Source organism: Gilvimarinus japonicus (genome assembly GCF_042847215.1).
GTDB classification, from domain to species: Bacteria; Pseudomonadota; Gammaproteobacteria; order Pseudomonadales; family Cellvibrionaceae; genus Gilvimarinus; species Gilvimarinus japonicus.
The window spans coordinates 1,380,746-1,406,645 of sequence record NZ_AP031500.1 but is presented as its reverse complement, the minus strand read 5'-3'; the positions used below and the strand labels follow the sequence as shown (position 1 = coordinate 1,406,645).

The 25,900-nt window shown below is 51.5% G+C and carries 19 protein-coding genes; 8 read left to right on the top strand and 11 right to left on the bottom strand.

What is annotated here, in order from left to right; translation table 11 throughout:
* Position 1: 1 nt before the first annotated feature.
* From ACGHAD_RS05860 to ACGHAD_RS05845, 4 genes are all read right to left on the bottom strand, one after another.
* Positions 2 to 895 carry a hypothetical protein gene (locus tag ACGHAD_RS05860; protein ID WP_382416464.1) on the bottom strand — a complete coding sequence of 298 codons (894 nt, stop codon included), beginning with the start codon at positions 893 to 895 and terminating at the stop codon, positions 2 to 4.
* Between the two features lie 590 nt (positions 896 to 1,485).
* A complete protein-coding gene (locus ACGHAD_RS05855; protein WP_382416466.1) occupies positions 1,486 to 1,788 on the bottom strand; it encodes a helix-turn-helix domain-containing protein in 303 nt (100 codons plus the stop codon).
* Between the two features lie 44 nt (positions 1,789 to 1,832).
* Entirely contained in the window at positions 1,833 to 2,078 is a 246-nt protein-coding gene (brnA, locus tag ACGHAD_RS05850) for a type II toxin-antitoxin system BrnA family antitoxin (RefSeq protein ID WP_382416468.1), read from the bottom strand.
* Positions 2,068 to 2,331, bottom strand: coding sequence for a BrnT family toxin (locus ACGHAD_RS05845; protein ID WP_382416470.1), 264 nt, complete (start codon positions 2,329 to 2,331; stop codon positions 2,068 to 2,070). Before ACGHAD_RS05845 ends, brnA begins: the two co-directional genes overlap by 11 nt.
* Positions 2,332 to 3,078: 747 nt before the next feature.
* On the opposite strand from ACGHAD_RS05845, the gene ACGHAD_RS05840 reads away from it, so the two are divergent.
* Both ACGHAD_RS05840 and ACGHAD_RS05835 read left to right on the top strand, forming a co-directional pair.
* A complete protein-coding gene (locus ACGHAD_RS05840) occupies positions 3,079 to 4,674 on the top strand; it encodes an ABC-F family ATPase (protein WP_382416472.1) in 1,596 nt (531 codons plus the stop codon).
* A gap of 131 nt (positions 4,675 to 4,805) precedes the next feature.
* On the top strand, positions 4,806 to 5,681 hold the full coding sequence (locus ACGHAD_RS05835) for a prohibitin family protein (protein WP_041523645.1): 876 nt from the start codon (positions 4,806 to 4,808) through the stop codon (positions 5,679 to 5,681).
* 67 nt (positions 5,682 to 5,748) lie between these two features.
* Here ACGHAD_RS05835 and ACGHAD_RS05830 read toward each other — a convergent pair whose 3' ends face one another.
* The 3 genes from ACGHAD_RS05830 to ACGHAD_RS05820 are packed head-to-tail and all read right to left on the bottom strand — an operon-like array spanning position 5,749 to position 9,623.
* The gene (locus ACGHAD_RS05830) at positions 5,749 to 7,752 is read right to left on the bottom strand and encodes a GMC family oxidoreductase (protein WP_382416474.1); all 2,004 of its coding nucleotides are present in this window, start codon (positions 7,750 to 7,752) and stop codon (positions 5,749 to 5,751) included.
* Positions 7,753 to 7,762: 10 nt separating this feature from the next.
* Positions 7,763 to 8,272 (bottom strand): hypothetical protein, encoded by a 510-nt coding sequence (locus tag ACGHAD_RS05825; protein WP_339616240.1) that lies wholly within the window; start codon positions 8,270 to 8,272, stop codon positions 7,763 to 7,765.
* 16 nt (positions 8,273 to 8,288) lie between these two features.
* Positions 8,289 to 9,623 (bottom strand): hypothetical protein, encoded by a 1,335-nt coding sequence (locus ACGHAD_RS05820; protein ID WP_382416476.1) that lies wholly within the window; start codon positions 9,621 to 9,623, stop codon positions 8,289 to 8,291.
* A 369-nt stretch (positions 9,624 to 9,992) separates the two neighbouring features.
* Here ACGHAD_RS05820 and ACGHAD_RS05815 point away from each other — a divergent pair, with 369 nt between their 5' ends.
* The 4 genes from ACGHAD_RS05815 (at position 9,993) to ACGHAD_RS05800 (ending at position 14,979) form a co-directional block, all read left to right on the top strand.
* Complete coding sequence (locus ACGHAD_RS05815; RefSeq protein ID WP_382416478.1) at positions 9,993 to 10,583, top strand: SOS response-associated peptidase; 591 nt, start codon at positions 9,993 to 9,995, stop codon at positions 10,581 to 10,583.
* A gap of 54 nt (positions 10,584 to 10,637) precedes the next feature.
* Positions 10,638 to 11,285 carry an RNA polymerase sigma factor gene (locus ACGHAD_RS05810; protein ID WP_382416480.1) on the top strand — a complete coding sequence of 216 codons (648 nt, stop codon included), beginning with the start codon at positions 10,638 to 10,640 and terminating at the stop codon, positions 11,283 to 11,285.
* On the top strand, positions 11,282 to 13,264 hold the full coding sequence (locus ACGHAD_RS05805) for a von Willebrand factor type A domain-containing protein (protein ID WP_382416482.1): 1,983 nt from the start codon (positions 11,282 to 11,284) through the stop codon (positions 13,262 to 13,264). The genes ACGHAD_RS05810 and ACGHAD_RS05805 overlap by 4 nt, the downstream gene beginning before the upstream one ends.
* A gap of 239 nt (positions 13,265 to 13,503) precedes the next feature.
* Positions 13,504 to 14,979 carry a hypothetical protein gene (locus tag ACGHAD_RS05800; protein WP_382416484.1) on the top strand — a complete coding sequence of 492 codons (1,476 nt, stop codon included), beginning with the start codon at positions 13,504 to 13,506 and terminating at the stop codon, positions 14,977 to 14,979.
* A gap of 16 nt (positions 14,980 to 14,995) precedes the next feature.
* Here the strand turns inward: ACGHAD_RS05800 and ACGHAD_RS05795 are convergent, their stop codons facing one another.
* Positions 14,996 to 16,039: an MBL fold metallo-hydrolase gene (locus ACGHAD_RS05795; protein WP_382416486.1), complete on the bottom strand. Its 1,044-nt coding sequence runs from the start codon at positions 16,037 to 16,039 to the stop codon at positions 14,996 to 14,998.
* A 226-nt stretch (positions 16,040 to 16,265) separates the two neighbouring features.
* Between ACGHAD_RS05795 and ACGHAD_RS05790 the strand changes: the two genes are divergently transcribed.
* On the top strand, positions 16,266 to 16,895 hold the full coding sequence (locus tag ACGHAD_RS05790; protein WP_382416488.1) for a TetR/AcrR family transcriptional regulator: 630 nt from the start codon (positions 16,266 to 16,268) through the stop codon (positions 16,893 to 16,895).
* A gap of 27 nt (positions 16,896 to 16,922) precedes the next feature.
* On the opposite strand, the gene ACGHAD_RS05785 is transcribed toward ACGHAD_RS05790, so the two are convergent.
* Positions 16,923 to 17,846 carry a LysR family transcriptional regulator gene (locus ACGHAD_RS05785; RefSeq protein ID WP_382416490.1) on the bottom strand — a complete coding sequence of 308 codons (924 nt, stop codon included), beginning with the start codon at positions 17,844 to 17,846 and terminating at the stop codon, positions 16,923 to 16,925.
* A gap of 134 nt (positions 17,847 to 17,980) precedes the next feature.
* On the opposite strand from ACGHAD_RS05785, the gene ACGHAD_RS05780 reads away from it, so the two are divergent.
* Positions 17,981 to 19,021 carry a zinc-binding alcohol dehydrogenase family protein gene (locus ACGHAD_RS05780; protein WP_382416492.1) on the top strand — a complete coding sequence of 347 codons (1,041 nt, stop codon included), beginning with the start codon at positions 17,981 to 17,983 and terminating at the stop codon, positions 19,019 to 19,021.
* Positions 19,022 to 19,164: 143 nt separating this feature from the next.
* On the opposite strand, the gene ACGHAD_RS05775 is transcribed toward ACGHAD_RS05780, so the two are convergent.
* Positions 19,165 to 21,009, bottom strand: a complete 1,845-nt coding sequence (locus tag ACGHAD_RS05775) for an endo-1,4-beta-xylanase (RefSeq protein WP_382416494.1) — start codon at positions 21,007 to 21,009, stop codon at positions 19,165 to 19,167.
* Positions 21,010 to 21,083: 74 nt separating this feature from the next.
* A complete protein-coding gene (locus tag ACGHAD_RS05770; RefSeq protein ID WP_382416496.1) occupies positions 21,084 to 25,196 on the bottom strand; it encodes a PVC-type heme-binding CxxCH protein in 4,113 nt (1,370 codons plus the stop codon).
* Between the last annotated feature and the right edge of the window lie 704 nt (positions 25,197 to 25,900).

Below are 25,900 nucleotides of genomic sequence, written 5' to 3'. Positions count from 1 at the left end.
ATTAGTGCTTCATGTGTCGCTTGTTTTTAATTTTTTCGAATATAGCGAACACTTTTTCATACAGTTCGTAAGGTTCCGGTATTTTGGTAAACGCGAAGTTTTTAGCTGTTTCACTGGTTTTGATAGTTACAACCTCGTTACCTTGTTCGCCCCTTACGGTACCGCTCCCATATCCATCAGCAGCCATTAGAATAGCTGCATCGCCTATGGGTAAATCTTCATCCGTAAAATATCCTTCATCCTCTGCTTGCTCAGCTGCACGCTGGACTATACCGGGAAGATCTGTATCAATCGATTGAGTCTCAGGCGCATTTTCTATAATCGTCATTCGGTCTGTATTTCTTTCAATCAAGTAATCTTTCAACGAAGACCACAGAGGACCGAACAGAGGGTTGGGAGGAGATACCTTTGAATTTACTTGATAGATCTTATCGAGCGCTCCAAGTTTTGCAGCAAAAGACTTTAAATCTGAAATCATTTCTATGTCACAATCAACAAAGAACCCATTATGACTTTCTTCAATAATTTTAGTAAATCTATCTATGAAGGTATGTTGTTCAATGTGAGAATAAACATTGAGAAAGGCAATTCCTGAATGCTCTGGTATATAGATAAACGGACTGGATGCAACCAAAAGGTTAGGCTCACTTTGCTGTACCTCTTGCCGGTTAACTTCATCAATAATTGTTACTTCGCCTTCCGGTGAATACTTGCTAAGACGCCCATAAATAAAATGATCATCACCTTTTTTATATTCTTGGGAGTCAATTATTGTCCACGCATTACCCCTTATTTTTATAGAAGTAGGCCTCAAAACTCCACGTATTAGCATGGATTGATCAAGAATCCCAAGCTTGAGTACTCGACCAACATAATAAGTTCCATTTCTAGCCATACTAATTATGACTCCTTAGGGCTTTTAACAGTTAATTCATTTGCCAAGGTCACACTCCCTGCGGCAACCTATCTTTGGTAGAGGTTGGTTGAGGGATTTACGGAATGTGTTTGATAGAAAAGAAAAATGGCATTTTCTGACAGCTCCTTGTCCGGCATTATTTGACCATTAAATTGCGCGATAGGCGCCTATGTTTACCGTAGAATATTACGCCAAAGCGATAAACGCAACTATCAACCCAAGCCTGCTACGAAGTGACGTTTTTGGGGCCCCTGCAGCCAGCCGAGCGGAGGCCTATTTTAGGGGTAAGCACGCATGGATGCGTGCGCAAGCATCGCCACGCCATGGACGGCGTGTCGATGCGGCCCGCTAAAATCGGCCGGAGCGAGGGAACCCGCAGGGCTGAGATGCCGGGGTGGGCTTTCTTTTGGTTACTTTGCTTTGCCCAAACAAAGAAAAGTAACTCGCCACGCCCGGCGATACGGGCATATAAAAAGCTTCCGCCTCTGGCGGCGCTATGACCTGAACACCAGTAAACGTACGGCATGACGAGCAAGCTAAAGCCACCTTCTACCAATACGGGCAGATAATCAGCCTGCGTCCATCAAAGACTCTGCAATAACTTCCGGGTGCCTAAACGCAATTTGAATTAGCGCTTGAGCCGCGCCCGAGGGTTTGCGGCGACCTTGCTCCCACTCTTGGAGGGTTCGCGGGGATATATGCAAAGCCTGCGCGAACTGTGATTGTGAAAGCCCGGTTTTAATACGAGCCGCCGCTACCTCGTTGGGTGAAACCTCCGTTGTTCGTGCCGCCTTGCCCGCCTTCATTTCATTCACAGACTGCAGAAGCTTGTTGCCTAGCTCCTCGCCGGACATTGTATTTTGCTTAGCCATGCTCAATTACCCCTCAAATGGATTTCAGCAAATGAGCCGAGATATTAAAGCTTTGACCGATTAAAAGCAGACTGTTCAAGACGCTCAGACAACCACACCTTTATAATTGATTGGCGTGTAACCCCTATGCGAGAGGCTTCTTGATCGAGCGACTCGATCATCCAGGTAGGAAAATCAACATTGACACGCTTCTGCTCTTGATTTGGGCGCTTGATGGTTTTTAAATCGAGGTTATCAATAATGTCCGATTTATCATTATCAAATCTTTTATCAAAACTCTTAGCTTTCATAAATAGCTACCTCAGCTTTTCTAGATCGCCTAACAGAAATAATCCTTATACTTCCATCGCGATACGTTATAACAGCAGACCAATGTTTATTGGCAATCTTTCCTATCATCAAAAAGCGTGACTCATCATCCGATGTAGCTTGAACTTCAAGCAGATCAGGGTCACTCCAAATGAGCTGAGCCTCATTAAAATCAATACCGTGTTTAGATTTATTTGAGTCGCTTTTTTTGCTGTCAAATTCAAATACACTCATATATAGAAAATATACCATTTTTACACTTCCGGCAACACTTGCATTTAAGCCTTTAACGCTTATTTATTGTCGGATTGAAATATACGCACAACACCCAAAGCATTTCGTAGGTAACAAAACCAATGGATACCGGCTCAAGACCGGTATGACGATGTAGCGAGACAATGTGGTATTTCGACGATTCACCAACTACGAAGCGCCGCTTTTGGAGCCCCTGCAGCCAGCCGAGCGGAGGCCTATTTTAGGGGGTAAGCAAACAGGGACAAGGTGAATGGCGCGGAGCGACAGAGAGGGCAGCCTGGGCTGCGTTTGCGCAAGCATCGCCACGCCAAAGACAAGGTGAATTGCGCAGCAAGAGAAGGTGCCCTGGGGTGCGGCGTGTCGATGCGGCCCGCTAAAATAGGCTGGAGTGAGGGGACCCGTTAGATCTGAGATGCCGGGGTGCGCTTTTTCGTCCCTTTTTCGTCGCATTACAAAAAGGGACTCGCCCGCCCGGCGACGGAGGGCACACAAGGTAGTAACCTACTAATGTAATCGTATAGCACCCAAGGCACTCCGTAGCTAAAAAGCCACTGGATACCGCCCCAAGGCCGGTATAACCGTAAAACCCCGCGTTAGCGGCATCTTCACACCTTTACCGTTGATGTATCCCCCCACTTCTGGGACAATCGCGCGCCTTTGGCGATAACCCAGATCAGCTCAACATCTGCGCCCCGCAACCACCCTCACCACCTGACAGGATTACCCGTGCTCACTACCGCCAATATCACCATGCAGTTCGGCGCCAAGCCGTTATTTGAAGACGTTTCGGTTAAATTCGGCAACGGCAACCGTTACGGCTTAATCGGCGCTAACGGTTGCGGCAAGTCGACGTTTATGAAAATTCTGGGGGGCGATTTGGTCCCCAGCGCCGGTAACGTGTCGCTCGACCCGGGTGAGCGTATCGGTAAGCTGCGCCAGGATCAGTTTGCCTTTGAGCAATACTCAGTCGTGGATACCGTGATTATGGGCCACGCCGAGCTGTGGGCGGTAAAAGAAGAGCGCGACCGTATTTACAGCTTGCCCGAGATGAGCGAGGCCGACGGTATTCGGGTGGGCGACTTAGAGGCTGAGTTTGCCGAGATGGACGGTTACACGGCCGAGTCCCGCGCCGGCGAGTTGCTGATCGGGCTGGGCATTGGGGTCGAGCAACATTTTGGCCCCATGAGTGAAATCGCCCCCGGCTGGAAGCTGCGGGTGCTGTTGGCGCAGGCGCTGTTCTCGAACCCGGATGTACTGTTGCTGGATGAGCCTACCAACAACCTGGACATCCACACCATTCACTGGCTAAGCGAGACCCTTAACCAGCGCAACAGCACCATGGTGATCATCTCGCACGACCGACACTTTTTAAACAGCGTGTGCACCCATATGGCCGACGTCGATTACGGCGAGATTCGCCTCTACCCCGGCAACTACGACGATTACATGACAGCGGCCACCGCTGTGCGCGAGCGCCAGTACGCGGATAACGCCAAAAAGAAAAACCAAATCGCCGAGCTGCAACAGTTTGTCAGCCGTTTTTCGGCCAATGCCTCTAAGGCCAAGCAGGCCACCTCGCGCGCTAAGCAAATCGATAAAATTCAGCTGGAAGACATTAAACCCTCTAGCCGGGTGAATCCGTTTATCCGTTTTGAGCAAGATAAGAAACTGCACCGTTTAGCCCTTGAGGTACACAACCTCACCAAAGGCTTTGACGAGGGCCCGCTGTTTAAGCCTTTTGATTTAATGGTTGAAGTGGGCGAGCGCATTGCGGTTATTGGCGAGAACGGCGCGGGTAAAACCACCCTACTGCGTACCTTGCTGGGCGAGCTTACGCCGGATAGTGGTACGGTTAAGTGGTCCGAGAACGTTAAAATCGGCCACTACGCCCAAGACCACACCAGCGACTTTGCCAATAACGAGACACTGTTTGAGTGGATGAGCCAGTTTAAGCCGGTCAACGGCGATGAGCAGTTAATTCGCGGCACACTGGGGCGCTTACTGTTTAGCAACGACGATATCAACAAGCGCGTGCAGGTTATCTCGGGCGGTGAGCAAGGCCGCATGATTTTTGGCCGGCTGATTCTGCAAAAGCCCAACGTGATGTTGCTGGATGAGCCCACCAACCACCTGGACATGGAGTCGATCGAATCGCTGAATGTGGCGCTGGAGAACTACCCAGGCACCTTGATTTTTGTCAGCCATGACCGCGAGTTTGTCTCGTCCGTAGCCACCCGAATTTTAGAAATCAGCGATAATAAAATTATCGACTTTTCGGGTATCTACGATGAATATTTAGCGAGTAAAGGGTTGCAGGGCTAGCATCGCCGCAATTGACAGTTTGGCTGCGTGACATTAATCTCACCAGCGCTATAGCGGCAGCATAAAACAAGCGTGCGCCGCTTAGCGAATAATAAAAACCATTGGATTACATCAAAAAGGACGTTTGCCTTATGTTTCAAAAACAGTTGAATATTAAATGGATTGCCTCCGGCATTTTCGCGTTAGCGGTACTCATCGTCGCTATGAGTTCGGTTTATACCGTCGAGGAGGGCCACGTCGGGATTGTAAAACGCTTTGGCGAGGCCAAGTATCAAGAGAACCCCGGCCTGCACTTTAAGGTGCCCTTTATGGACTCGGTCGAATCCATCGAAGTGCGCACCCGTAAAAACGGTGAGAAAATGGCCAGCAGCACCGCCGAGCAAATGCCGGTAACCGTCGAAGTGTCGGTAAACTGGACCGTTAACAAAGAGGCGGCACTGGAGCTGTTTCGCCGCTATGGTGGCCTGCTGCAATTTGAACAGCGCATTCTCGACCCGCGTTTTCGCTCCGCCACCAAAGACACCATCCCCAAGTTTGAAGCCGAACAGTTGATTCAGGATCGCGCCCTGGCCATTACCGGCATTGAAACCCGGTTAATCGAAGAGATGTCAGAGTTTCCCGTGATCGTGGATAACATTCAGATTGAAAATATCGTACTGCCCAGCAAATACATTCAATCGATTGAAACCAAGCAAACCGAAAAAAACCTGGCCGCCGCCGAAGAGCATAAGCTCGAGCGGCAACGCTTAGAAGCCCTGCGCGAAGTAAACACCGCCGACGCACAGGCCCAGGGGATTATTAAAGTGGCCGAGGCCGAGGCGCAATCGATACTGCTTAAAGGTGAAGCCGAGGCAAAAGCCATTGAGGCAAAAGCGCGCGCCTTGCGTGACAATCCGTTGATTGTGAAATTAACCGAAGCCCAAGCCTGGGACGGTAAGCTACCCGCCACTATTTTAGGCAGCGGCACCATGCCGATTATGGACATGCGCGAAGCGGCTAGTAAGTAACACTCCCCGCAAAAATGCCCCGGGCCTCCGGGGCATCACAATAACAACGACCAAACTCATAACCAGCCTACACCAAGTCTTGCTTAATATTCTCCGCCGCCTGCAGCGCCAGTGCGGCAATGGTAAGCGTCGGGTTACCGGTAGCAATGGTCGGGAAGACCCCACTGCCCACCATATACAGGTTGTGATGATCCCAGGATTGCTGACGTGAGTTTAATACCGAGTTCTCGGGTTTAGTGCCCATGCGGTAAGTGCCCACAATGTGGCCGGCGCCATAAAACTTAAAGTTATGGGTAGTGCCGTCATCATCGCTGTACTGAAAACTGGTGGAGGTAACCTCGGGCCCACCCTCGGTTTTATAAAACACCGGATCGGCCGGTGCCTTGGTGTACTCGGTAGCGCCAAGTTTGTTAAACAACTCGGTGGTGAGTTTTTTAGCCGAGACAAAACTCTTGCGCTCGTAGTCCGAGCCCAACCGGTAGGTAACCAATGGCCTCGGCAGGCCTAAATTGTCTTTTAACTCAGAAGATAATTGCACGCGATTATCCGGGTCGGGCAGCTGCTCAATCAAATAGCCCAGGCGCATCTGCCGCGTGTATACCTGATTAAGGGTTTGCACCAGCTCGGCGCCAAACAATTTGGAAAACGCCGGGGCGTTGGCATCCCAGCGCAATGGCTGGCCCTGCTCATTCACCGAGTTGCCGTTTAACTGCGAGTTATTTTGACCAAACACAAAATCAGCCAAAGTGGTGGCCGGGTCGTTGGCGGCCCACTGCCATCCCTCGTTGCCAATCTCTACCCGGTAGGCCGAGCGCTCGCGACGAAACCCGCCATCGCGCAGCGACTCGATGCCCGAGGTGGAAAGCGGCCCACGGTAAGGGTACATCGGGTCTTTGGCCAACCCCCAACCCAAATACATAATGTGATCCATCAAGTGGCGGCCCACTTGATCGTGCTTATTAGCAACACCGCACTCAAAACCTAGGTTTTTATTGGACATTAACAACAGCTTGGGCGTTTCGATGGCGTGCGCAGCCAGCACATACGCTTTGGCTTGCACGGTGCCCGAGCCGGTGGCAATACCATTGGGTTGGTCGTACACCAAATAGTCGATACCGCAAACGCTAGCGTCATCTGCCAGCTGAATATTGCTGGCCACGTGCTGGTAGCGAATTTCTACGTTGCCGGTTTGCACGGCATCGGCGAGGGTTACCGTCGCGTCGTATTTGGCCTGGATGGGGCAAATAGGAATACAGTTGGTATTACCCGCGCACTGACGACGACTTTGATGGGGCACCGAGTTACGCCCTTGCGGGGTTGGCGTAACATACACCGGGTTACCTTCGTAGCTCATATCCCCCAGCGACTTGCTGTACAAGTCATCCTGCAGGCTCGGTACAATGCCCGGCATGGCAAAGTCGTAGTCGGTACCGTAAGTGCCGCTCGGATCAACGTTGTACTGCGCATACACACGCTCCAGCGACGGTTTATCACCCGAGACGCCAATCACACGGTTAGCCTGCTCATAGTAAGGCACTAACGCTTGGTAAAAATCACTGCCGCCCGGCCAGTCAACGCCTTGGTCATACAAGGTTTTTAGCTGAAAATCTTCAGGGAACAACCGCAAACAGGTGCCCAACCAGTGCCACGTTGTGCCACCGCCAATACGCTCGTACGAACTGGCAAAGGCGAATTTAGCGTTTAAACTGGTGCCGGTTAACCCTTTATCTTGTTCGGTATAATCAAAATAACATTGATTTTTTTTGCGCCAGGCATCCACTTGTAACACGGTATAGCGCGGCGTGTTTTCAGCGGCGGGGTCGGGTAAACCCAGTGGGTTATCTGCGGTAGAAGGCACCGCCTCTTGTGTCGCCGGCGGGTATGGCGACTCGGGGGTTTTAGCATTGGCCTTATAAAAAGTCTCCATATAACCCGAGCGATTGGGCGGCACCTTAGGGCCCGACTCTAGTATCAATACTTTTTTACCGGCTTTGCCCAGCTCATGGGCCACGATGGCACCGGCAATACCAGCGCCTACTATTACCAAGTCGTAAACATCACTGTCACTCATGATCTGCTCCTTAATCTTTAGGTTGACCGGTATAATTATTAAGTGTCGCGGGCGGCTCGGACCAATACCCGTAGCTATAATTAGAGTCGCCCATGGGGTGCGCCTGCATTACCCGCCACACCAAACCCGAGGTATAACTTTTTGACGACAGCGTGTGAAAATCGGTGCGGCCCCCGGTATCGGTACCGGACGCTTCTTGCACGGTGGGCCAGGCGCCCATGTACCACAAAAAAATAAGCTGACGACACGCCAACACAAATGCGGCTCCTTGCGAGTCGCTAAGCATTTGCTCGCCGATTTGCTGATCGGTTAACGCCGGTTTTTGCTCACTCAATGCCTGGTAGCTACTGAGGATTTTTTCGGGTAATTGGTTATCGCCAGATTCACTGGCCACGCGCTCAGTCCACACCGGTAAGTATTCGGCTTTTATGTTGACCTCATCTAAGGTGGGGTTTAAAACGCTTTTAGCAAAGCCTGTTAGCACAACGCTCAGCCCGACAAAATTGTCCATACTAGACATAGTAATCTCCTGGTAGTTACTGAGCGCGCTCAAGCAAGTAAGTAAAATCCGACTTTTTGCCGTTAGTCATCGCCGCATTATTGTGGCACTGGATGCAGCTAGACGAGGTTTGACGTACCCGCCCCTGAATATAAGTTTCGAGCGTAGCGTTAGCCAAAAACGTCGGCGCGGGAATACCCGTCTCATCCGTTACATCGTCAGCGGCGGTTGGCCACTGGGTGCTAATTAATTCGTAGTTTGCCCACACAGTGCCGGGCACGGCGGCTTGCAGTTTTTGTTGGTATTGCCGATTAAGTGCGGCGGTATCGTCGGCGATGGGGATAACCCGCTCAATTTGGCTGGGCGGGGTATTGGTATTGGCCGGGTTCCAGGGGCGCGGTGGCGGCTCGTTAACGGCAGTGCAATCAACGCCGCCATCGGCGCAGTTGTGGTTATAGTAGTTGTAATGTTCTTTATCGGCCGCTTGCCCCTGGGTCGGGGCGTTGTTTACGTGCTCAAAGGTAGACCAAATCCACTGCGGATTACCCTCGACTTTCGTACCGATATGAAACCCAACCAAGCCCACGCGCTGCAGCTGGCAAGCTTCGCTCACTCCGGCATGTTCATGAGGGTTATTGTAAACATAGGCTTCGGTGGTATAAAACTGGCTTGGGTCATCCCCCTCGCCCATCACCTTCCAAGCGGCTTTTAACATTATCGAGCCTACGTCAGTATCGGTGCCAAAAGGAAACTCCGCCTTCGCATCAAACTCCGTTTGCCCGGCTTTGCTGTACAAGTCGTTATCGAGAATATAATCAAACATCACCTGATTGGTTAAAATCTCGTAGCGCGTGTATTGCCCGTTTTGGTCGATTAACGGGCCGGTTTGAAATGGCTCGGCACTTTCATCCAGCACATTGGGGGTTTTACCTACCTGACGCAACAGTGGCTTAGTGGCATCGGTGCCACACAGAGCTGGCGGCGGAAAAGGTTGATTCCAACCCGGCGGTTTTTTGCCGCCGGGTAAAAATATATCGCGACTTTCTTTATAGTGCTGCCAAACCCGTAAGACGTCCGGCTGCTCACCGATGGTTACCCCCGAAAGTGGGTTGCCCTGGGCATCGGCCGGCCAGTTAAGCGCGATAAACGACTCCCATGAAAACACATCAAAATCATGCTGTAACGACTCAAGGGTGACCTTGCCGCCAAAGGGCTCTTTAGGGGGGATATCAGGGCTCAGCGGCTCCGGCGCTGAGGCAGAAGACGCAGACGCAACGGCGTTAGTCACGGCGACATTATCGTTGCTGGCGCCATTACAAGCCACCAACAAAAAACTGGTTACACCCAAAACGAGTGCACGGGTCTTTTCCATAACAAATCCCTCTCAGAATATTCCCATCACACAATTCAAACCACGCAAAACACTTAGTAAGAACTGATCGATTATTGTAATAACGCACAATGTGTACGGCCTAGAGCCTACACTCAGCGAAGCGAACACCGAGTGACAAAAACGCTGATCAAGCAAGTAGAGACACTTATAAGATCAATATTTTCAGCGTCACACGGTTAAAAAATGCAATGTTATTGTCAGTAATAATGGATGATGCCAGAGCGGGTGAATGGCGAGAATTACAGCGCATTACAGAGCACTCCTAATGAGAGCGGTCTAAAAACCCTGACCGAAAACCGATGAGTTGGTTACAATACCCACATCAATGTTTAGAATTTGAGATAATCTATGTGCGGACGACTTTTTGTGGCCCCTTCTAAAGCCGCTGAGGCCTTATTGGCGAGCTTTGGATTAGCCAATATCAGCCTGCCCACGGTAAACAACATCGCCCCCACCCAAGCCGTACCCGTACTATTCAGGGATGAAGAAGGCACCCATATGGGCCCGATGCGCTGGTGGTTGCACCCGCACTGGTCGCCCGACCCACCCAACCAGCGCTTTGCCATGTTCAACGCCAGAATCGAAAGTCTATTAAGCAGCAAAGCCTATCGCGACCCGGTACGATACCGCCGTGCGATTGTGCCCGCGGCGGCATTTATGGAATGGAAAAACGAGCCCGAAGGTAAACAGCCCTACTATGTCGAGACCAACGGCGTGCTTAAACTCGCCGCCATCTGGGACTGCTGGAAAGAAGAGTTATGGAGCTGCTCAATTCTCACTCAGCCAGCATTGGGCGAGTTCCGCGCCATACATGATCGAATGCCAGTCAGCCTAAGTGACGAGCTAGCGCATGAGTGGATGGACCCGCGAGCCGACGTTAAAGCCCTACTCGCAACCGTTAAAGGTGAATCACAGCAGTTAATCCCGAGAGCATTTTAATAATTTTGGCCACGGCTAATCACCTAGCGTAAACTGCAACCAGCCGTTTTATTAGTGTTTTACAGCTGGCCGCAGGCGGCACAGAGCCGTCACTACATAAAAATATCAAGCGAGCGCCAAGGATTTTGCGACTCGCAACGTCTTACTGACAAAGAGCGCTACGGTACCTCTATGGACCCAGACAACCTCGGCCAACTTATCCGCCGCGCCCAAGCCGGCGAAACGGACGCGTTTAGTGAGCTGCTTGAGGCGCACTACGACGTTATCTATCGTTTTGCGTTTCGCTGGTGTGCCAGGCGCGAGGCCGCCGAAGATATTACCCAACAGTGTTGCATTAAACTGGCCCGCGCGATTACCCAGTTTCAGCACCGCTCCGCCTTTAGTACCTGGCTGTACCGCTTAGTCATTAACACAGCCCAAGACTGGCAGCGCCAAGACAGCCGCCATGATCATACCGACGAGGCAGCAGAGCAACCCAGCGAAGCGGCACGGGATGAGTCACAGGTTTACTTACAGCAGATCCTCAAACAGCTGGACAACATGGGCGAAGGCTTGCGCGAAACGGCACTCTTGGTATTGGCCGAAGGTTTTAACCACCGCGAGGCCGCCGATATACTCGGCGTAAAAGAATCCACCATTTCCTGGCGTTTACACCACATGCGAAAGCAGCTCGCATCAACCGATGGGGCGCACATATCATGACCGACATCGATAAATTACTGCAACAGCAAGATATTCCACCCGCCGACCCCGGCGCACGGCAGGCGACCATGCGCGCCGCATTGGACGAATTTGCGCAAGCGCAGCAGGCGGCTCAAGGCAGTCCAGAAAATAATCGCTCCAGCAGCCAAGGATTTTGGCAACGGTTACGTCTTATTAAAGACGCAACCCTCTGGAGCATTGTTATGACTTCATCTACCACACGCACGCTATTTGCCGGCCTCGCCGCCGCCAGTGTTACCGTCCTTGGGCTTTTTGTGGTTTTACCGGCCCTACTAACGGTTTCTCCACCATCGATTGACGAAAACGAGGTGATACTTTCTGACATCAATATGCCCAGCCCACAGGAGGCTGCGGCCCACGATCCAATGATCGAGGAGGTAGTGGTATCAGGATACGCAAAACCCGAAGGCGCCCGAACTCCCGAAGCCCCTCCGGCTTCTACCGTATCCAAAGCGTTCCGTGCGTCCTACCCCGACGCTATGCACATGGCTGTCAGCGCTGCGCCTGTGCCGGCAGATTCAGTGGCCCGGCCAATTCCGCAAAACCGCGATAAATTCTCTACGCAACAGGAAAATCCGGTTAAACGCACTGCCGATGAGCCAGTATCGACGTTTTCGGTAGATGTCGATACCGCCTCTTACAGCTTTGTTCGCAGCCAATTAAACAACGGGGTGCTCCCGGCTAAAAATTCGGTGCGAGCGGAGGAGATGCTTAACTACTTTGATTACGCCTACCCCACGCCGACAAACCGTGAGCAGCCCTTTTTGCCCAGCATTGCGGTTACCGATGCACCTTGGGCCGAAGGTAAAAAGCTGCTTCATATCGGCATCAAGGGTTACGATCTAAGCGACCAGCAAAAACCTAAAACAAACTTGGTATTTCTGTTGGATGTTTCCGGCTCGATGAACAACCCCGACAAACTGCCACTGGTTAAGCAAGCCATGGATATGCTGCTAGGCAGTTTAAACCCTGACGACACCGTCGCCATTGTGGTGTATGCCGGCGCCGCCGGTACCGTATTAGAACCTACCGCTGTTAAAGACAAACAAAAAATAGTAACCGCGATGCGCAACCTAGAAGCCGGCGGCTCCACCGCCGGGGCCGAAGGTATTAAGCAGGCGTACCAGTTAGCCGAAGCCAACTTTGATAAAAACGCCGTTAACCGCGTGATACTCGCCACCGATGGCGACTTTAACGTGGGCATTAGCGATACCGAACAACTCAAAGGGTATATTGAGCGCAAACGCGACCAAGGCATTTTTCTTAGTGTGCTGGGGTTTGGCCAAGGCAACTACAACGACAAGCTGATGCAAACTCTGGCGCAAAACGGCAATGGCGTGGCGGCCTATATAGACACTTTAAGCGAGGCGCAAAAGGTACTAGTGCAAGAGGCCAACGCCGCACTGTTCCCCATTGCTAAAGACGTTAAAGTTCAACTGGAGTTTAACCCCAAAAAAGTCGCCGAGTACCGCTTAATAGGTTACGAAACCCGGCTATTAAACCGCGAAGATTTTAACAACGATAAAGTGGATGCCGGGGATATCGGTGCCGGCCATAGCGTAACCGCACTGTACGAGCTAACACTAACAGACTCTGACGCCAAACTGATTGACGACAGCCGTTACACTAAAAACGCCGCAAAAAAATCTGACAACAGTAACGAATACGGTTACTTAAAACTGCGCTACAAACTGCCCAAAGAGAGCGAATCAAAACTGCTACAGCGCCCCATTACCAACGCAGACACCCAAGTCGACAGCGACTTACAACGAGAGGTCGCCTTTGCCACCGCCGTTGCCGGATTTTCGCAACAGCTTACCGGCAGTGTCTACCTTAATAATTTTAGCTACGACGATATTATTGCCTTGGCGCAAGCCAATAAAGGCGATGACCTATACGGCTACCGCACCGAATTTATTCAGCTGGTGCGCAAGGCCAAAATCGCACAAGAAATATAACCGGCGTACTCCCTCACACGGTGCCTCGCAGACATGTTTTACCGCTGCGAGGCAGCCTTCTACCTCAGTATAAGATCCACCACTGACCTATTAAAGGTGCCTCCCGCCTATACGGGGCCCGCAAAGCATCGGCTGACGATAAGCACAACACGATTAAGCCTGACGCTAAACGCACCTAAAGCTTTTGCAACAACCGCCGATAACGCCTAAAGGATGAGTCTCAAGAGCGGGTTAAATTCATGGACATCAATGCTTTAGGCCAGCCGGCCAACCCACTGACCGGTGCGTCGAAAAACCTTACGCGGCTGCCCACCACCAAACCACTGGCGACTGAGGCAAAGCCCGCTGAATCACAACAGGCCGTGTCTGTTAGCCAGGCCACGCCCGCTTTAAGCCGACCGGCTCCGGTCGAGCGCGTTACTCGAGTCGAGCCCGCGTTAACAAGCAATGCATGGAATAACACCTTAGCCGGCGCAATGGACAGCCTACCCAACGCCCGAGGCTGGCAGGCAATAACCTTGGGCCTCGGGCAGCTTAGCCACTACGGCTCTGTGGTGCAGAGCGCTAAAACACAACTGCTACCGCGTACCGAAGGCACAACAGAGCCCGAGGTGACTCGCCAATCGTCTTTAGGCAAAATGACTTTTTCGGCCACGCTCGCCAGCGGCACAGAAGTCAGCTTTGCTGTCGATGCCCGCGCGGGCATCGAGCAATACGGGCAAGCCTCTGCCGCTTTTCGCGCGATTGACGTGCATTTCTCGGCCGACGGTGAGCTGACTGACGAAGAACAAGCTGAGCTCGACGCCTTTAGTAAAAACTTAGGGGCGTTTGTCAGCGACTTCATCACCAGTGGCGGGCCGGATCTAAACCGATTAAAACTTACCGAGTTCACGGCGATCGAATCACTGCAGCTGCAGGTAAAAACGGCAGACAAACAAACCCTGTCACTGGCTTACACCCGCGATGCCCAAAGCACCTCCATAAATTTGCAATGGAATGGTCGATCACTGAATCTGAGTATTGCGCAAGGCGCTGCCAGCCAACAGGGGTTAACGCTACTGCGCGAGGCTTTGCTTGAAAACCTAGACAAGGCCCGGGCCGAAGCATCCGACACGCGAGTACTTATGCAGGCATTGTCACTGTTCGGTGTCAGCGCCGCAGACCCGGCAGCCCAACCGGACGACAGCGCGGCATTGCTCACAGGTTTACCGGATTATCAGTTGAGTTTTAAAGGCGTGGTGGAGTACCCGGCGTCCCGTACCGAACATCACGATAAATTTAGCGGTATTCGTTTACTCACCATTGGCCAAAGCACGCATATTAATAACAGCAACGGCCAAACCTCCATCAGCCAAACCCAAAACATCAGCTTAGAAGCCGCCTACTTTACGCCGCTGCCGCTGCTTGACGACGTTGATCTGGCGCGCGAGAACTTTAAATGGAATCACATTGATGAGTCGCGCCAAGTAATTAGCCAACAAGTTTGGCAAGACGACTGGCTAAAAAGTGCGACGGTTCAACGTAGCGCCAGCATTCAAAACATGCAGCAAACCTGGAGCGAGGGCGAACTAATAGACAAATGGCGCGACGAGCAGAAAGACTTTAGCGTCCTGGATGTGCGCTTATTATTAAACACCGCCAACACCAATGACGACTCGCTCTCGGAAAAACAAGCCGAGAATGAGCTAAGAGGTTTAATAAACCCGATACACTAAAACCATAAGCTACCGGTTATTGCGCGTTATCATCCAGCAACGGCAACCACCAGCGCTCACCCGCGTGAGGCCTGTCCATCGACAAGCGCTCGCCTATTTTGGGTGTGGTTAGCGCCACACCATTTTTGGCGGCAAGGGCGTTAATGCGGTCTAACGGGTCGTGCCAGCTGTGCATCGCCAAATCGAAAGTACTGTTGTGGATGGGCAGCAGCCACTGCCCTTGTAAATCGAGATGCGCTTGCAGCGTTTGCTCAGGTTGCATATGCACATAGGCCCAGCGCTCGTCGTAAGCGCCTGTTTCTAACAAAGCAATCGCAAACGGACCGTATTTGTCACCGATGCGCTTAAAGCCATCAAAGTAGCCGGTATCGCCACTAAAAAACAGATTTAAGTCATCGTCGTTGATTACCCACGAGGCCCACAGAGTATCGTTACCATCAAACAAACCCCGGCCCGAAAAATGCTGAGCGGGCGTGGCCGTAAAACTTACCCCGCTGACCTCTTGCGACTGCCACCAATCCAACTGACGAACTTTTTGCGGATCGATACCCCACTCGATCAGCGTATCTCCGACCCCAAGCGGCGTAAGAAACAAGTTAACCTTACCCGCCAGGGCTTTTACTGCGTCCTCGTCTAGGTGGTCGTAATGATTGTGCGATAACACCACCGCCTCGATGGGCGGTAAATCCTCTAGGGCAATAGGCGGCGCGTGAAAACGCTTGGGGCCCAGCCAACTAAAGGGTGAGGCGCGTTCGGCAAACACCGGATCGGTAAGCCAAAACTTACCGCGCATTTTAAACAGTATGCTTGAGTGGCCCAGTCGGTAGAGGCTTTTGTCGGGCGCGGCCTCCAGCTCTGCCCGCGTAATCGGCACCACCGGAATCGTCGCCGGGGGCACGGTATCGTCCGGTTTATTAAACAGGAAATCCCAAAATAATTTGACGGTTTTGCCAAAGCCCATGCTGGGGCGCTGCACCGGGTTGGCAAACTTGCCTTGGTTTAGTTGCGGCGAGTCGTTATAGACCTCGGGTTTGTGTTTTGCACACGATGTCATCAACATGCTAAAAGTACCTATACATAAAACGGACAGTAATACGTATTGTCGCGAGCTTTTTAGTAACAAGGGTCGCCTGCCTATTCATCATCAAACATTCGGGGTAAGCGCTTCGAAAAACGTAAAACACCAAAACTACACCATACAGTGTAGTTTACACAAGAAAAAAGTAAACTAAATGGTTTACAATACCCACTTATATTCACGCTAACCGCTTGCCGATGGACAAACCATGCCAAAACCCGCTGCCCCAAGGCCCGCCAACCCGCTAAAGCTCACTGACCGTAAGCGCCTAGCCATACTGGACGCCGCCATCAGCGAGTTTCGCCAACAGGGGTTTGAGCTTACCAGTATGGATGGCATCGCCCGCACGGCTAACGTCTCTAAGCGCACCGTCTACAACCACTTTGCCAGTAAAGAGCTGCTATTTGCCGAAATTTTAACCCAGCTTTGGCAAAACAGCGCCGAGCAAGTCGGCCTTAGCTATCAAGCCGAGGCGCCACTTCGGCCCCAGCTAGAAGAGCTACTGTGGCAAAAAATGCGTATGCTGAATCAACAAGATTTTATCGACTTAGCTCGCGTGGCCATCGCCGAGACGATTCACTCACCCGAGCGTGCGCAAGATATGGTAAACCGCTTAAACGAGCGCGAAGAAGGTATTACAACCTGGATACGAGCAGCAACAGCCGATGGCAAATTGCACACCGACGACCCGGCTTTTGCCGCCACCCAACTGCAAGGCATGATTAAAACCTTTGCCTTTTGGCCGCAAATTGCTATGGGCCAACCGCCGTTAACTCGCAAACAGCAAGAGCATATCGTTACCTCAAGCGCCGATATGTTTTTACACTATTACGCCTAGCAGGAGGCTAAAACGCTGTACACGTCACTAGTCAGGCTGCTTTAGCCGCTGGGCAAAACGCTCGCGTAAAATATCGCGCAACAGTAAAACTGCCGGCGTAATTTGTTTTCGGTTAGGACAAACCAAGTGCAAATCGATGGGGCTAGATTGATACTCAGGCAGAACCTGCAAAACCCGCCCCGCTTGTAAATCTGGTGCCATCTCGATACGTGATTTAAACGCGATGCCCTTACCGGCCACCATCCAGCGCCGCACCACATCGCTATCGTTAGCACAGCGGTTACCCGATACCCGTATATTAAGCGACTCAGAAGGTTTACCACCCGATCCCTTTACCGGCACAAAATCCCATACATCGTAAATGCGGTTACTTACCTGAAACAACAAACAATTATGGCGCGTTAAATCTTCAGGTGTTTGCGGCGTGCCAAACTTGGCCAAATAATCAGGCGAGGCACACAACACTCGCTCAAGGCTGGCAAGCTTAAACGCCACTCGCGATGAATCGTCCTGCCTGCCGTAGCGGATCGCCAAGTCCATACGATCAAGATAAAAGTCGGCCAATGAATCGCCCAGCAGCAGGTTAATCGACAGCGCTGGATGCTGATCCATAATGTCATCGATCCAGCCGAGCAACAGGTTTCGGCCTAAGTCAGAGGGCGCTGAGACGCGCAGCTCGCCGGCAATTTTACCTGCCAACGCGTGTATCGAGTCGCGCCCCGCGGTAAGGTTATCCAGCGCTTTGCGGCAGTACACCAAAAAGCGCTCGCCCTCTTTGGTAATTCTTAACTGCCGGGTCGAACGAATAAACAGCTGCACCTCAAGCTGTTTTTCTAACCGTTTAAGCCCCGCACTGGCCGCTGCGGTAGTGATATCTAGCTGCTCGGCGGCGCGGGTAATGCTGCCGCAGTCGGCCGTATGAACAAAAAGAGCAAGATCGGCTGTATTCATTGTCAAATATTTTTTGATTATGTATTGTCTATTACCCTGTTTATAGCATACCAACTATTATCAATAATAGCCCCACACCGTTACCTAACGGCCTCAAACATAACCCAATATTTATACCCAACAGAGGATTACACATGAAAGCCATCGGTTACCTAGAGCCTCAAGCCATCGATCAAGCAGACGCTTTAATGGACATCGAGCTGGACACACCCACCGCCACTGGCCGCGATCTGTTGGTTAAAGTGCACGCGATCTCGGTTAATCCGGTGGACACCAAAGTACGCCGCGCCGCCAAACCCGAGGCGGGCCAACATAAAGTGTTAGGTTGGGATGCGGTTGGCGAAGTCGTCGCCACCGGCGATAAAACGCAACTGTTTAAGGTGGGCGATTTAGTATGGTACGCCGGCGACATTACCCGCACCGGCTCCAATGCCGAGTTTCAGTTAGTCGACGAGCGCATTGTCGGTGCCAAACCCAGCTCGCTGTCAAACGTAGAAGCCGCCGCCATGCCCCTTACCGGCATCACCGCATGGGAGCTACTGTTCGACCGACTAGACTTTACCCCGCTATTGGAAGGCCAAGCGGGCGCCACATCAGCTGCGCCGCAAGCGCGCATATTAATTATGGGCGCCGCCGGTGGCGTGGGCTCTATATTGACGCAGCTGGCCGCCAAGCTCACCAACGCCGTAGTCATCGGCACCGCCTCGCGCGAGCAAACTCAGCGCTGGGTAAAAGAGCTAGGCGCCGACCATGTGATTAACCACCATCAGCCGCTGGTGCCGCAACTTAACGCATTGGGTATAGAAAACGTCAGCCACGTTATTAGCCTAACCCACACCGAGCAACACTATGAGCAACTGGTAGAAGCGCTCGCCCCGCAGGGTAAACTCGCCTTAATTGACGATCCACAAGGTGGCCTTGATGTGATGAAACTAAAGCAAAAGTCACTGTCGCTGCACTGGGAGCTAATGTTTACCCGCTCAATGTTTAACACCTGGGATATGCAAAAGCAGCACGAGCTGTTAACCCAGCTGGCACAACTTATCGATAACGGCGTGATTAGAACCACCTTGGGGGAAAATTACGGCACCATTAATGCCGAGACCCTAAAGCGCGCTCATGCGCATATTGAATCCAATCGGGCCGTTGGGAAGATTGTGCTGGAAGGTTTTTAAGCCGGCCGGCTTAACTCGGCCGTGTTTTGGGGAGAGTCGTGCCACCAGAGTCGGCACGATTCATCTTCTGGATATCGGGTCAACTCCAGCAGGGCAACGTAACAATCAAGCAGTTGTCAGCAGCATATAAAATGCTATCACCATCATTGCAATGTCACCACTATGACACTCGCTGCATCTTTCACCTCGCGCTTAAGCAAAAACTCCTGCGACCGCTCTACTCCATCAAACTCACCCGTAACGCGATAGCGACCATAAAAGCCTTTTAGCTCGACCCTGCCCGCATCATCCGTACGGCTTTGCGCTTGCGTGTGCCAAATATTTTTTACTAAATTCTGCTGTGCCAACGCGTTAGGCTTGGGCTCGCCTTTGGCATCAATTAACGCCCCCAAGGGGCGCCACATTTTGGGTTGATAAAACCCCCAACGAGTAATACCAACCGTCGCCGGGTGGGCAAACACGGCGGTGTAAAAATCGCGGTCGTACTGAGCTTGGCCGGCCTGGTCGCGGGTGTTTAGGTCATACTCGGTAATACGCAGTGGCAAGCCAAACTCGGCAAACCGGTCAAGTATTGGCCAGAGCTTTTCGGGCGGTGTTACCAGCGAACTAAAATGCCCTTGCAACCCAATGCCGTGTATGGGGGCGCCTAATGCTTGCAGCTTTTTAATGGTTTGGTAGTAATGATCTTGTTGAAACTGATTATCGCCGCCGTCGGTTAAAATCGAGTTTTCATTAATATACAACACGGCTTCGGGGTATTGTCTGTGAACCCGTTTATACCAATCGGCTACCGTATCCAACCCGACAATATCGGTCCAATCTTTTTCGTGGCGCAATTCGTTGATTACGTCCAGTTCTTTAATGCCGTAGCGCTTTAAAAACGGGATCACCTCATCGATGTGTTTATTCACCCGAGCAATAAACGCCGCGCGGTCATCTTTTAACGCCACCAACTCTTGCGGACTAAAACCAAACCCCGGATACAATAAAACATGGCCGCGGGTGGGCATGTGGTTACGCTGTAAATAGCTTGCCATAGCCTTATAATCGGCGCGTCGCTCGGTGTTAGCCCAGCCCCAATCGGCCCAGTAAATAGGCGTTGTGGCGACATTAAAGTACTCTTTTAGCCAGTGCTTATAGTGCTCGGCCTCGCGTGTTTTTTGCAGTAATAGCGGATTAACAAAGGTGCCAAACTGGTAGTCGTGGTCAAGCTGCTCGATAGTAACGTCTTGCTGGATAAGTGGTGACCCATCGGCGCTTAACAGCTGTAGGGTTACAGTATCGGTGCGGTTTTGGGCAATCATCTGTTCGGCCCTTGCCCGCCAAGCAGCATCGTTATCCATGCCGTTATAGCGCAGTGCGGTTACCGGCAATTGCTCGATCGCGGTGTCCGGCGCTAATCGCAGTATCGCCGTACCGGCAACGTCTAGGGTTTGCTCGCCTAACGCTAAGTGCAAGCTCAAACTCAAACTCCCTTTTGGGTAATCAGTTTCAGCCTGGCCCAGTGCAATCATCTGAGTCCACTGTTCGGTAAGCTTGGCGCTCACATCCGCGATAGAGTGCCATTCGGGCTCGTTGCGCTCTAAGTAGCCCAGCACCTTAGCCTCACCGCTGCCGGGGGCGGCACGCAGGTACAAGCTCGCCAACACCCAATCGCCTTTTTTGACTGGCTTACTATTTTTACCCGTCTGCAACAGAACGTCCCAGGGGTTAACGGCGCTCGACTCACTATGAATCCGTAAAAAGTGCGAGAACAGCGGATGATCAACGGTTAACCACTCGCTTGATTGCAAAGTATCGGCACCCGATGCTCTCATACCAACGGCACCCGTCTCACCATTGGCTAAACCACCGATAATCAGCTGCGGCTCGGCATTAGCCGGAAGCTGTGCCAGAAAATCTTTAAGGTAAGGCGGTATTTGATTAGCAAATGCGGGGGTCATAACGGCCAGCAGCCAGAGTAAAAGCCAGCGGTTGAATATTGTCATGGATAAAGTGCTCCGCTTTAAAAGCTAATGCGTTGCCACCAAAAACACATGAGGTTTTGGTGGCAAATGGGTTGTTATTCTGGGTATTTTTCTTGCAACTCAGAGGATTTCCAAAAACCCTTTTGTTGCGCGCTGTCGGCACGAACGCTTGCCACTTGGCCAGCACTAATAACAGAAGCACTATTGCCAAAGGCATTGCGTACATAGGTGAGCACAGCGGCTAACTCGTCATCATTTAATAGGTTTTTAAACTGCGTCATCGGGACATGGCCGGCGTAATCTTGGCCTTTCACTTTAATCGGGCCGATTAACCCGTTTAAAGCAATATCGATTAAACGCGTCGGATTACCAGTTACCCATTCGGTGCCAGCCAACGACGGAAACTGTGCTGCAGGCAGGCCTTTGCCGTCAGTTTGGTGACAGGTGCCACAAAAGCCTTCGCGATTATAAATCTCTTTACCTGCCTGCCACACCGCTTGCAGCTCCGACGCCAATTCGGGGGTATCGGATGCCGTCGCCGCTGCCGGCAGATTCACACTACCACCTAAATACTTAGCCACTTGCAAATACGCTTGGCGCGCCCAATCATCAACCGGTTGCTCGGCGGCGCGAGTGACAATATTAAGCGCGTCATCGCCCTGCAACCACGAGGCGGCAATAACCGCCTCTAACCGCACCCGTGGATGAGCGTCGCCCGCCGCTCGCACAAGCAACGCGTAGGCATCGTCGAAATCATTTAAGCGGTAGCGCAGCGCACGCACGGCGGCCGCGCGCACTTGAAACATCTCGGCCTGCAGCAGCTTGCGGGTTAAACGTGCATCTTGTGTGCGATCTCCGCCAACCCACAGGGCTTCTAGTCGTAATGGCTCAGCCTTAGGGCCGGCGTCTGCCAAGCTTGCCAGCCAACGGGCTTTGCTGGTGCTTAGCTCGTTAGGCGATAAACTACGCAATTGCCGGCGTATCCGTGAGCGCAAATGTAAATCGGCGCTGGTAAGCCGCTGCCACAATGCATCGGCATCGAGCGTGGTTAAATCTTCCACCTTAGCTAATGGCCGCGCGGGGTAAGTGACTCGGTAAATTCGGCCGTGGGCGTGATCACGCAGCGGGTCCCGTGCATTGTGCTGCATATGGCCAATTAACTGATTGTGCCAGTCGACAAAGTAAAGTGAGCCATCGGGTGAGAAGTCCATATCCACCGGTCTAAAATTTGGATCGTCCGACTGATACAAATCCATCCGAAACTGACTACTATAACCCGTGCCAGCATCGTTAAGCGTATGCTGTTTGGCCCCTAAAAAGCCGATATCGTTATTGAGTAGGTAATCGCCCTGCACTTGGCTTGGGAAGTGGTCACTAGAGATAAATAACAAACCCGAGGTAGGCCGCACTCGCTGGCTCTCTTGCACAAGGGATTCTGTGCCCACGGTTAGCTCGCCATAATGGGTGTTGACCTCTACCGGTAACATCCAATGCATATCTGGGTTAGAGGTCGACAAAAAGAAGTCCTGCCCCCAGCGATCAAAAGCGATGCCCCACGGGTTGGGTATATGGGTTTGCACCAGCCGCTCAAGTTTTTGTGTTTTTGGCTCAAACCGATAAAAACCGCCATTAACCGCCCGCACCGGCCCGTACGCGGTTTCTATATTAGAGTGTAGAAAAACGCCCTCGGCCAGAATTAAGCTACCAAATGGATCGCGGGTAAACGCACTAATGGCATGGTGCGTATCGTGGGTATCGAAGCCGCTTAAAATAATATCCCGCGTATCTGCACGGTCATCGCCATCGGTATCACGCAGTAACATTAAGTTAGGTGCTTGCGATACATACACGCCCTCGGGTGTTAACTCAAAGCCAATTGGCAAATGCAAATGATCGGCAAAAATAGTTTCTTTATCGGCTTTGCCATCACCAGTGGTATCTTCATAAATTAATATTTTATCGTTGGGGCGCGGGTCACCCGCTTTGTAATGGGGGTAACTGGGCATCACCGCTACCCATAAGCGACCTTTACCATCAAAGGTTAGCTGCACCGGGTTGGCTAAATTGGCAAACTCTCGCTCCGAGGCAAACAGCTCGATTTTATAGCCCTCGGCCATGGTAAATCGGTCCAGTGCATCTTGGCCGTACAGATAGGGGCTGTCGGCGCTTTGTGGCGAGTTGGTGGTCACCGCTCGTAAATCAACGGTTTTAGCATCGGCGCTGGCGCGATCAAACGGCTTTTTATTCACCAACGCCCAAATTTCGGCCTCGCGGTTGTCGGTCAACTGGCGCGACTTTAATAACTCATCGGGGTAGTTATCGGGCCCGTAGGGTTCAAAGCGGCGCCCGTGTACATGTACGCCATTGGGCATTTGGTAGTGATTAAACCAATGGAAGTTTTTGTCGTTTACCACGTCGATCAGCTCAGGACTCACAACCGCCTCTTGGTCAGACTTACCAAACAGCAATTTATTTAGCAGGTGTCCAAGGCGACGATAGCCTCGCTGATTTAATTGCGCGCCATTTACGGTAAGTTGCTCGGTGCCGGTGGTAAACCAACGCAAAGTCTCGGTAAAAACGTCGACAAACTCAACGCCTTTCTCTTCGGCCACGGCTTTCATAGCCTGAGTATACAAAGCTAAGTTAGCATTACTACTCTCACCATTAAGCAACTCATGGTCGTAAGATAAATCTTGAAACGCAATCGGTGACACCAGCACCAAACGCGGTGCGCTTTTGCCGTTATAGCGTTGTGCTAACGTATGGTCAACAAATGCTGCCAGCTCTTTTTTATAAGCCGCAACACCCGCTTTACCGGCAAACGACTCGTTAAAACCAAAAAATGCCAACACTACATCCGATTCAAGCTCGCTCAGCCATTCGTCAGACGTCGCGTACTGACCCGAGCCACTGTGATGAGAAAACTCAGGCCTAAGTTTTTCACCGCCGGAAAACGCCCACTGAGAGTCCCGCGATGCGTGTGGGCGAAACACCGGTGTCATCCCTGGGCGCGCCAAGTTGCGCACCCGGATGTTCTGCTGTGCGTGACGCGCATACAACTCGCTTTCAAAATACCCGTAATGCAACATCCGCTCAGCCAAGCCATTGCCAATTAAGGTGACCGAGTCATTATTTTTTAAACGTATGTTAATGGGTTTTTCAGACGGCGCCGCAGCGTTAGCTAGGGCCTCGCCGGTTACAATGGAACGGCCCGAGCGGCCAAGGGAAAAATCTTTAACTTTTAAGCCTCGGTCGACAAAATAGTCAGGCGCCTGAAACCCATAAAACGATGGCTCGTAGCGGTCTATTGGTACAACGTCGGCACGTACAGGAACGTTTTTTCCCAGTAGATAATAGCTGGCATTTACCACCAAACGACGCAGTGCGGGCTCGGCAAAGTCGACGGCAGCGCCAGCGGTTGTCGCAAACACTCGGCCCTCGGCCTTACCATTGGGGGTCGGATACGATTTTAACCACGCCAGCGGCATCATGGGGACGTTTTTCTCGCCGGCCAGCGGTTTTGAATCTCGCGCCAGCGACTCAGTCACCGCTCCCCGCAATAATACCGTCGCTTGTTGTTGATCGAGGTGTTCAATGCCGTAGATATCCGACTGAGTAAAAATATCCGTTGCGAAATTTAGCACCGGGTGCTCGCGATGCGCTTTCTCAACCACCGCGCGACCGCCCTGTACCTTGTGCTCACCATGGTGGTTAAGCCAGTTCTCGCCGATAACATTCAAGCCAAAATTTTGCCAATCGTAGCCGCCGTAATGGTCATCGTTATTAAACGCGTGGGTCGCGGTGCGGATCGCTATGACCGGTTTGGCGGCGTTTAAATAATCCAAAATCGGCTGCAGCTGATCGCCCGGCAGCTTGCGCCAGCGCGTTCCCAGTATTAACAAGTCGGCGTTATCAAGCGCCTCCAAACCCGGAATATTACTGATCTCGTTGGGGTTTATAATCTCGCGAGTTTTATCCATCGCAAACAATACGGTGGTTTTAAAGCCATGAGTCCGACTTAAAATTTTAGCCAACATCGGCGCCCACTCTTCCGAGCGGTACTCCTCATCACCCGAGACGAATACAATATGCTTATCTTGTGCGATTGCCTCAGGTGGCTCAAACACTAAATGATCGAGATTCTTGGCCAAACTCAAGTGGGTAAAACACAGTAAGACAACGCCAATACTGATGGTCAGGGATTTCATATTATTATCCTATGGCTCTTTATAGATCTTATTAGATATCACCTCTTACACGATAAACAGTACACCAAGGGGCGCAAATTATTGCAATAACCAGCAAGAGTAAAATCACGGTAGAATTATTTACTATTATTGAGCTCTGAAGATTGCCCAATGACCACCGTAAAAACAAGCAACGGGCATCCGTAGTGAACACAAATTTACAATAATTACCAAATACTAGAGGGTCCTGCTAACGTTGGCACGCAGAAACTCCACTGCGCCGACGACTTAAAGCTAGAGTTTACTAGCCAGAGCAGCACTTAGCTGAAAGGAGCAATAGCAACTAGGAGTCATGAGCACTTTAAGACGATCGTCATCCACCGATAACCTGCTGCTTTTGAGCTCAATGGGTTAAAATCGCCAAGTACTTTTTAAAAACGAGTTTGGCTCCCTCGGTGCCGAGTTATTTAAACCGCGTTCGTCGCCTTAAACCTCATAATATTCAACGTCGTGGTACTGCTTATCCAACGCACTGACAAATTAGCAGGCCATACTCACCGGCAAGAGCGAGTCGTTATCGCCACCTGAACGCAGTTTATGTCATCCCCATTTTAAACAGCCTTAGATTATTGGGGGATTACACTTTCAGCTCACCGAGCGGAAGTAGATTTTAGGGGGTGAGCGCAAGGGATTGCGCGAAAGAGCTTGTCGGGGCACAGATGAGG

Coding starts and splice junctions, on each gene's coding strand:
- ACGHAD_RS05860 (WP_382416464.1), bottom strand. CDS start 895: ATGGCTAGAAATGGAACTTATTATGTTGGTCGAGTACTCAAGCTTGGG.
- ACGHAD_RS05855 (WP_382416466.1), bottom strand. CDS start 1,788: ATGGCTAAGCAAAATACAATGTCCGGCGAGGAGCTAGGCAACAAGCTT.
- brnA (WP_382416468.1), bottom strand. CDS start 2,078: ATGAAAGCTAAGAGTTTTGATAAAAGATTTGATAATGATAAATCGGAC.
- ACGHAD_RS05845 (WP_382416470.1), bottom strand. CDS start 2,331: ATGAGTGTATTTGAATTTGACAGCAAAAAAAGCGACTCAAATAAATCT.
- ACGHAD_RS05835 (WP_041523645.1), top strand. CDS start 4,806: ATGTTTCAAAAACAGTTGAATATTAAATGGATTGCCTCCGGCATTTTC.
- ACGHAD_RS05830 (WP_382416474.1), bottom strand. CDS start 7,752: ATGAGTGACAGTGATGTTTACGACTTGGTAATAGTAGGCGCTGGTATT.
- ACGHAD_RS05825 (WP_339616240.1), bottom strand. CDS start 8,272: ATGTCTAGTATGGACAATTTTGTCGGGCTGAGCGTTGTGCTAACAGGC.
- ACGHAD_RS05820 (WP_382416476.1), bottom strand. CDS start 9,623: ATGGAAAAGACCCGTGCACTCGTTTTGGGTGTAACCAGTTTTTTGTTG.
- ACGHAD_RS05815 (WP_382416478.1), top strand. CDS start 9,993: ATGTGCGGACGACTTTTTGTGGCCCCTTCTAAAGCCGCTGAGGCCTTA.
- ACGHAD_RS05805 (WP_382416482.1), top strand. CDS start 11,282: ATGACCGACATCGATAAATTACTGCAACAGCAAGATATTCCACCCGCC.
- ACGHAD_RS05800 (WP_382416484.1), top strand. CDS start 13,504: ATGGACATCAATGCTTTAGGCCAGCCGGCCAACCCACTGACCGGTGCG.
- ACGHAD_RS05795 (WP_382416486.1), bottom strand. CDS start 16,039: ATGTTGATGACATCGTGTGCAAAACACAAACCCGAGGTCTATAACGAC.
- ACGHAD_RS05790 (WP_382416488.1), top strand. CDS start 16,266: ATGCCAAAACCCGCTGCCCCAAGGCCCGCCAACCCGCTAAAGCTCACT.
- ACGHAD_RS05785 (WP_382416490.1), bottom strand. CDS start 17,846: ATGAATACAGCCGATCTTGCTCTTTTTGTTCATACGGCCGACTGCGGC.
- ACGHAD_RS05780 (WP_382416492.1), top strand. CDS start 17,981: ATGAAAGCCATCGGTTACCTAGAGCCTCAAGCCATCGATCAAGCAGAC.
- ACGHAD_RS05775 (WP_382416494.1), bottom strand. CDS start 21,009: ATGACAATATTCAACCGCTGGCTTTTACTCTGGCTGCTGGCCGTTATG.
- ACGHAD_RS05770 (WP_382416496.1), bottom strand. CDS start 25,196: ATGAAATCCCTGACCATCAGTATTGGCGTTGTCTTACTGTGTTTTACC.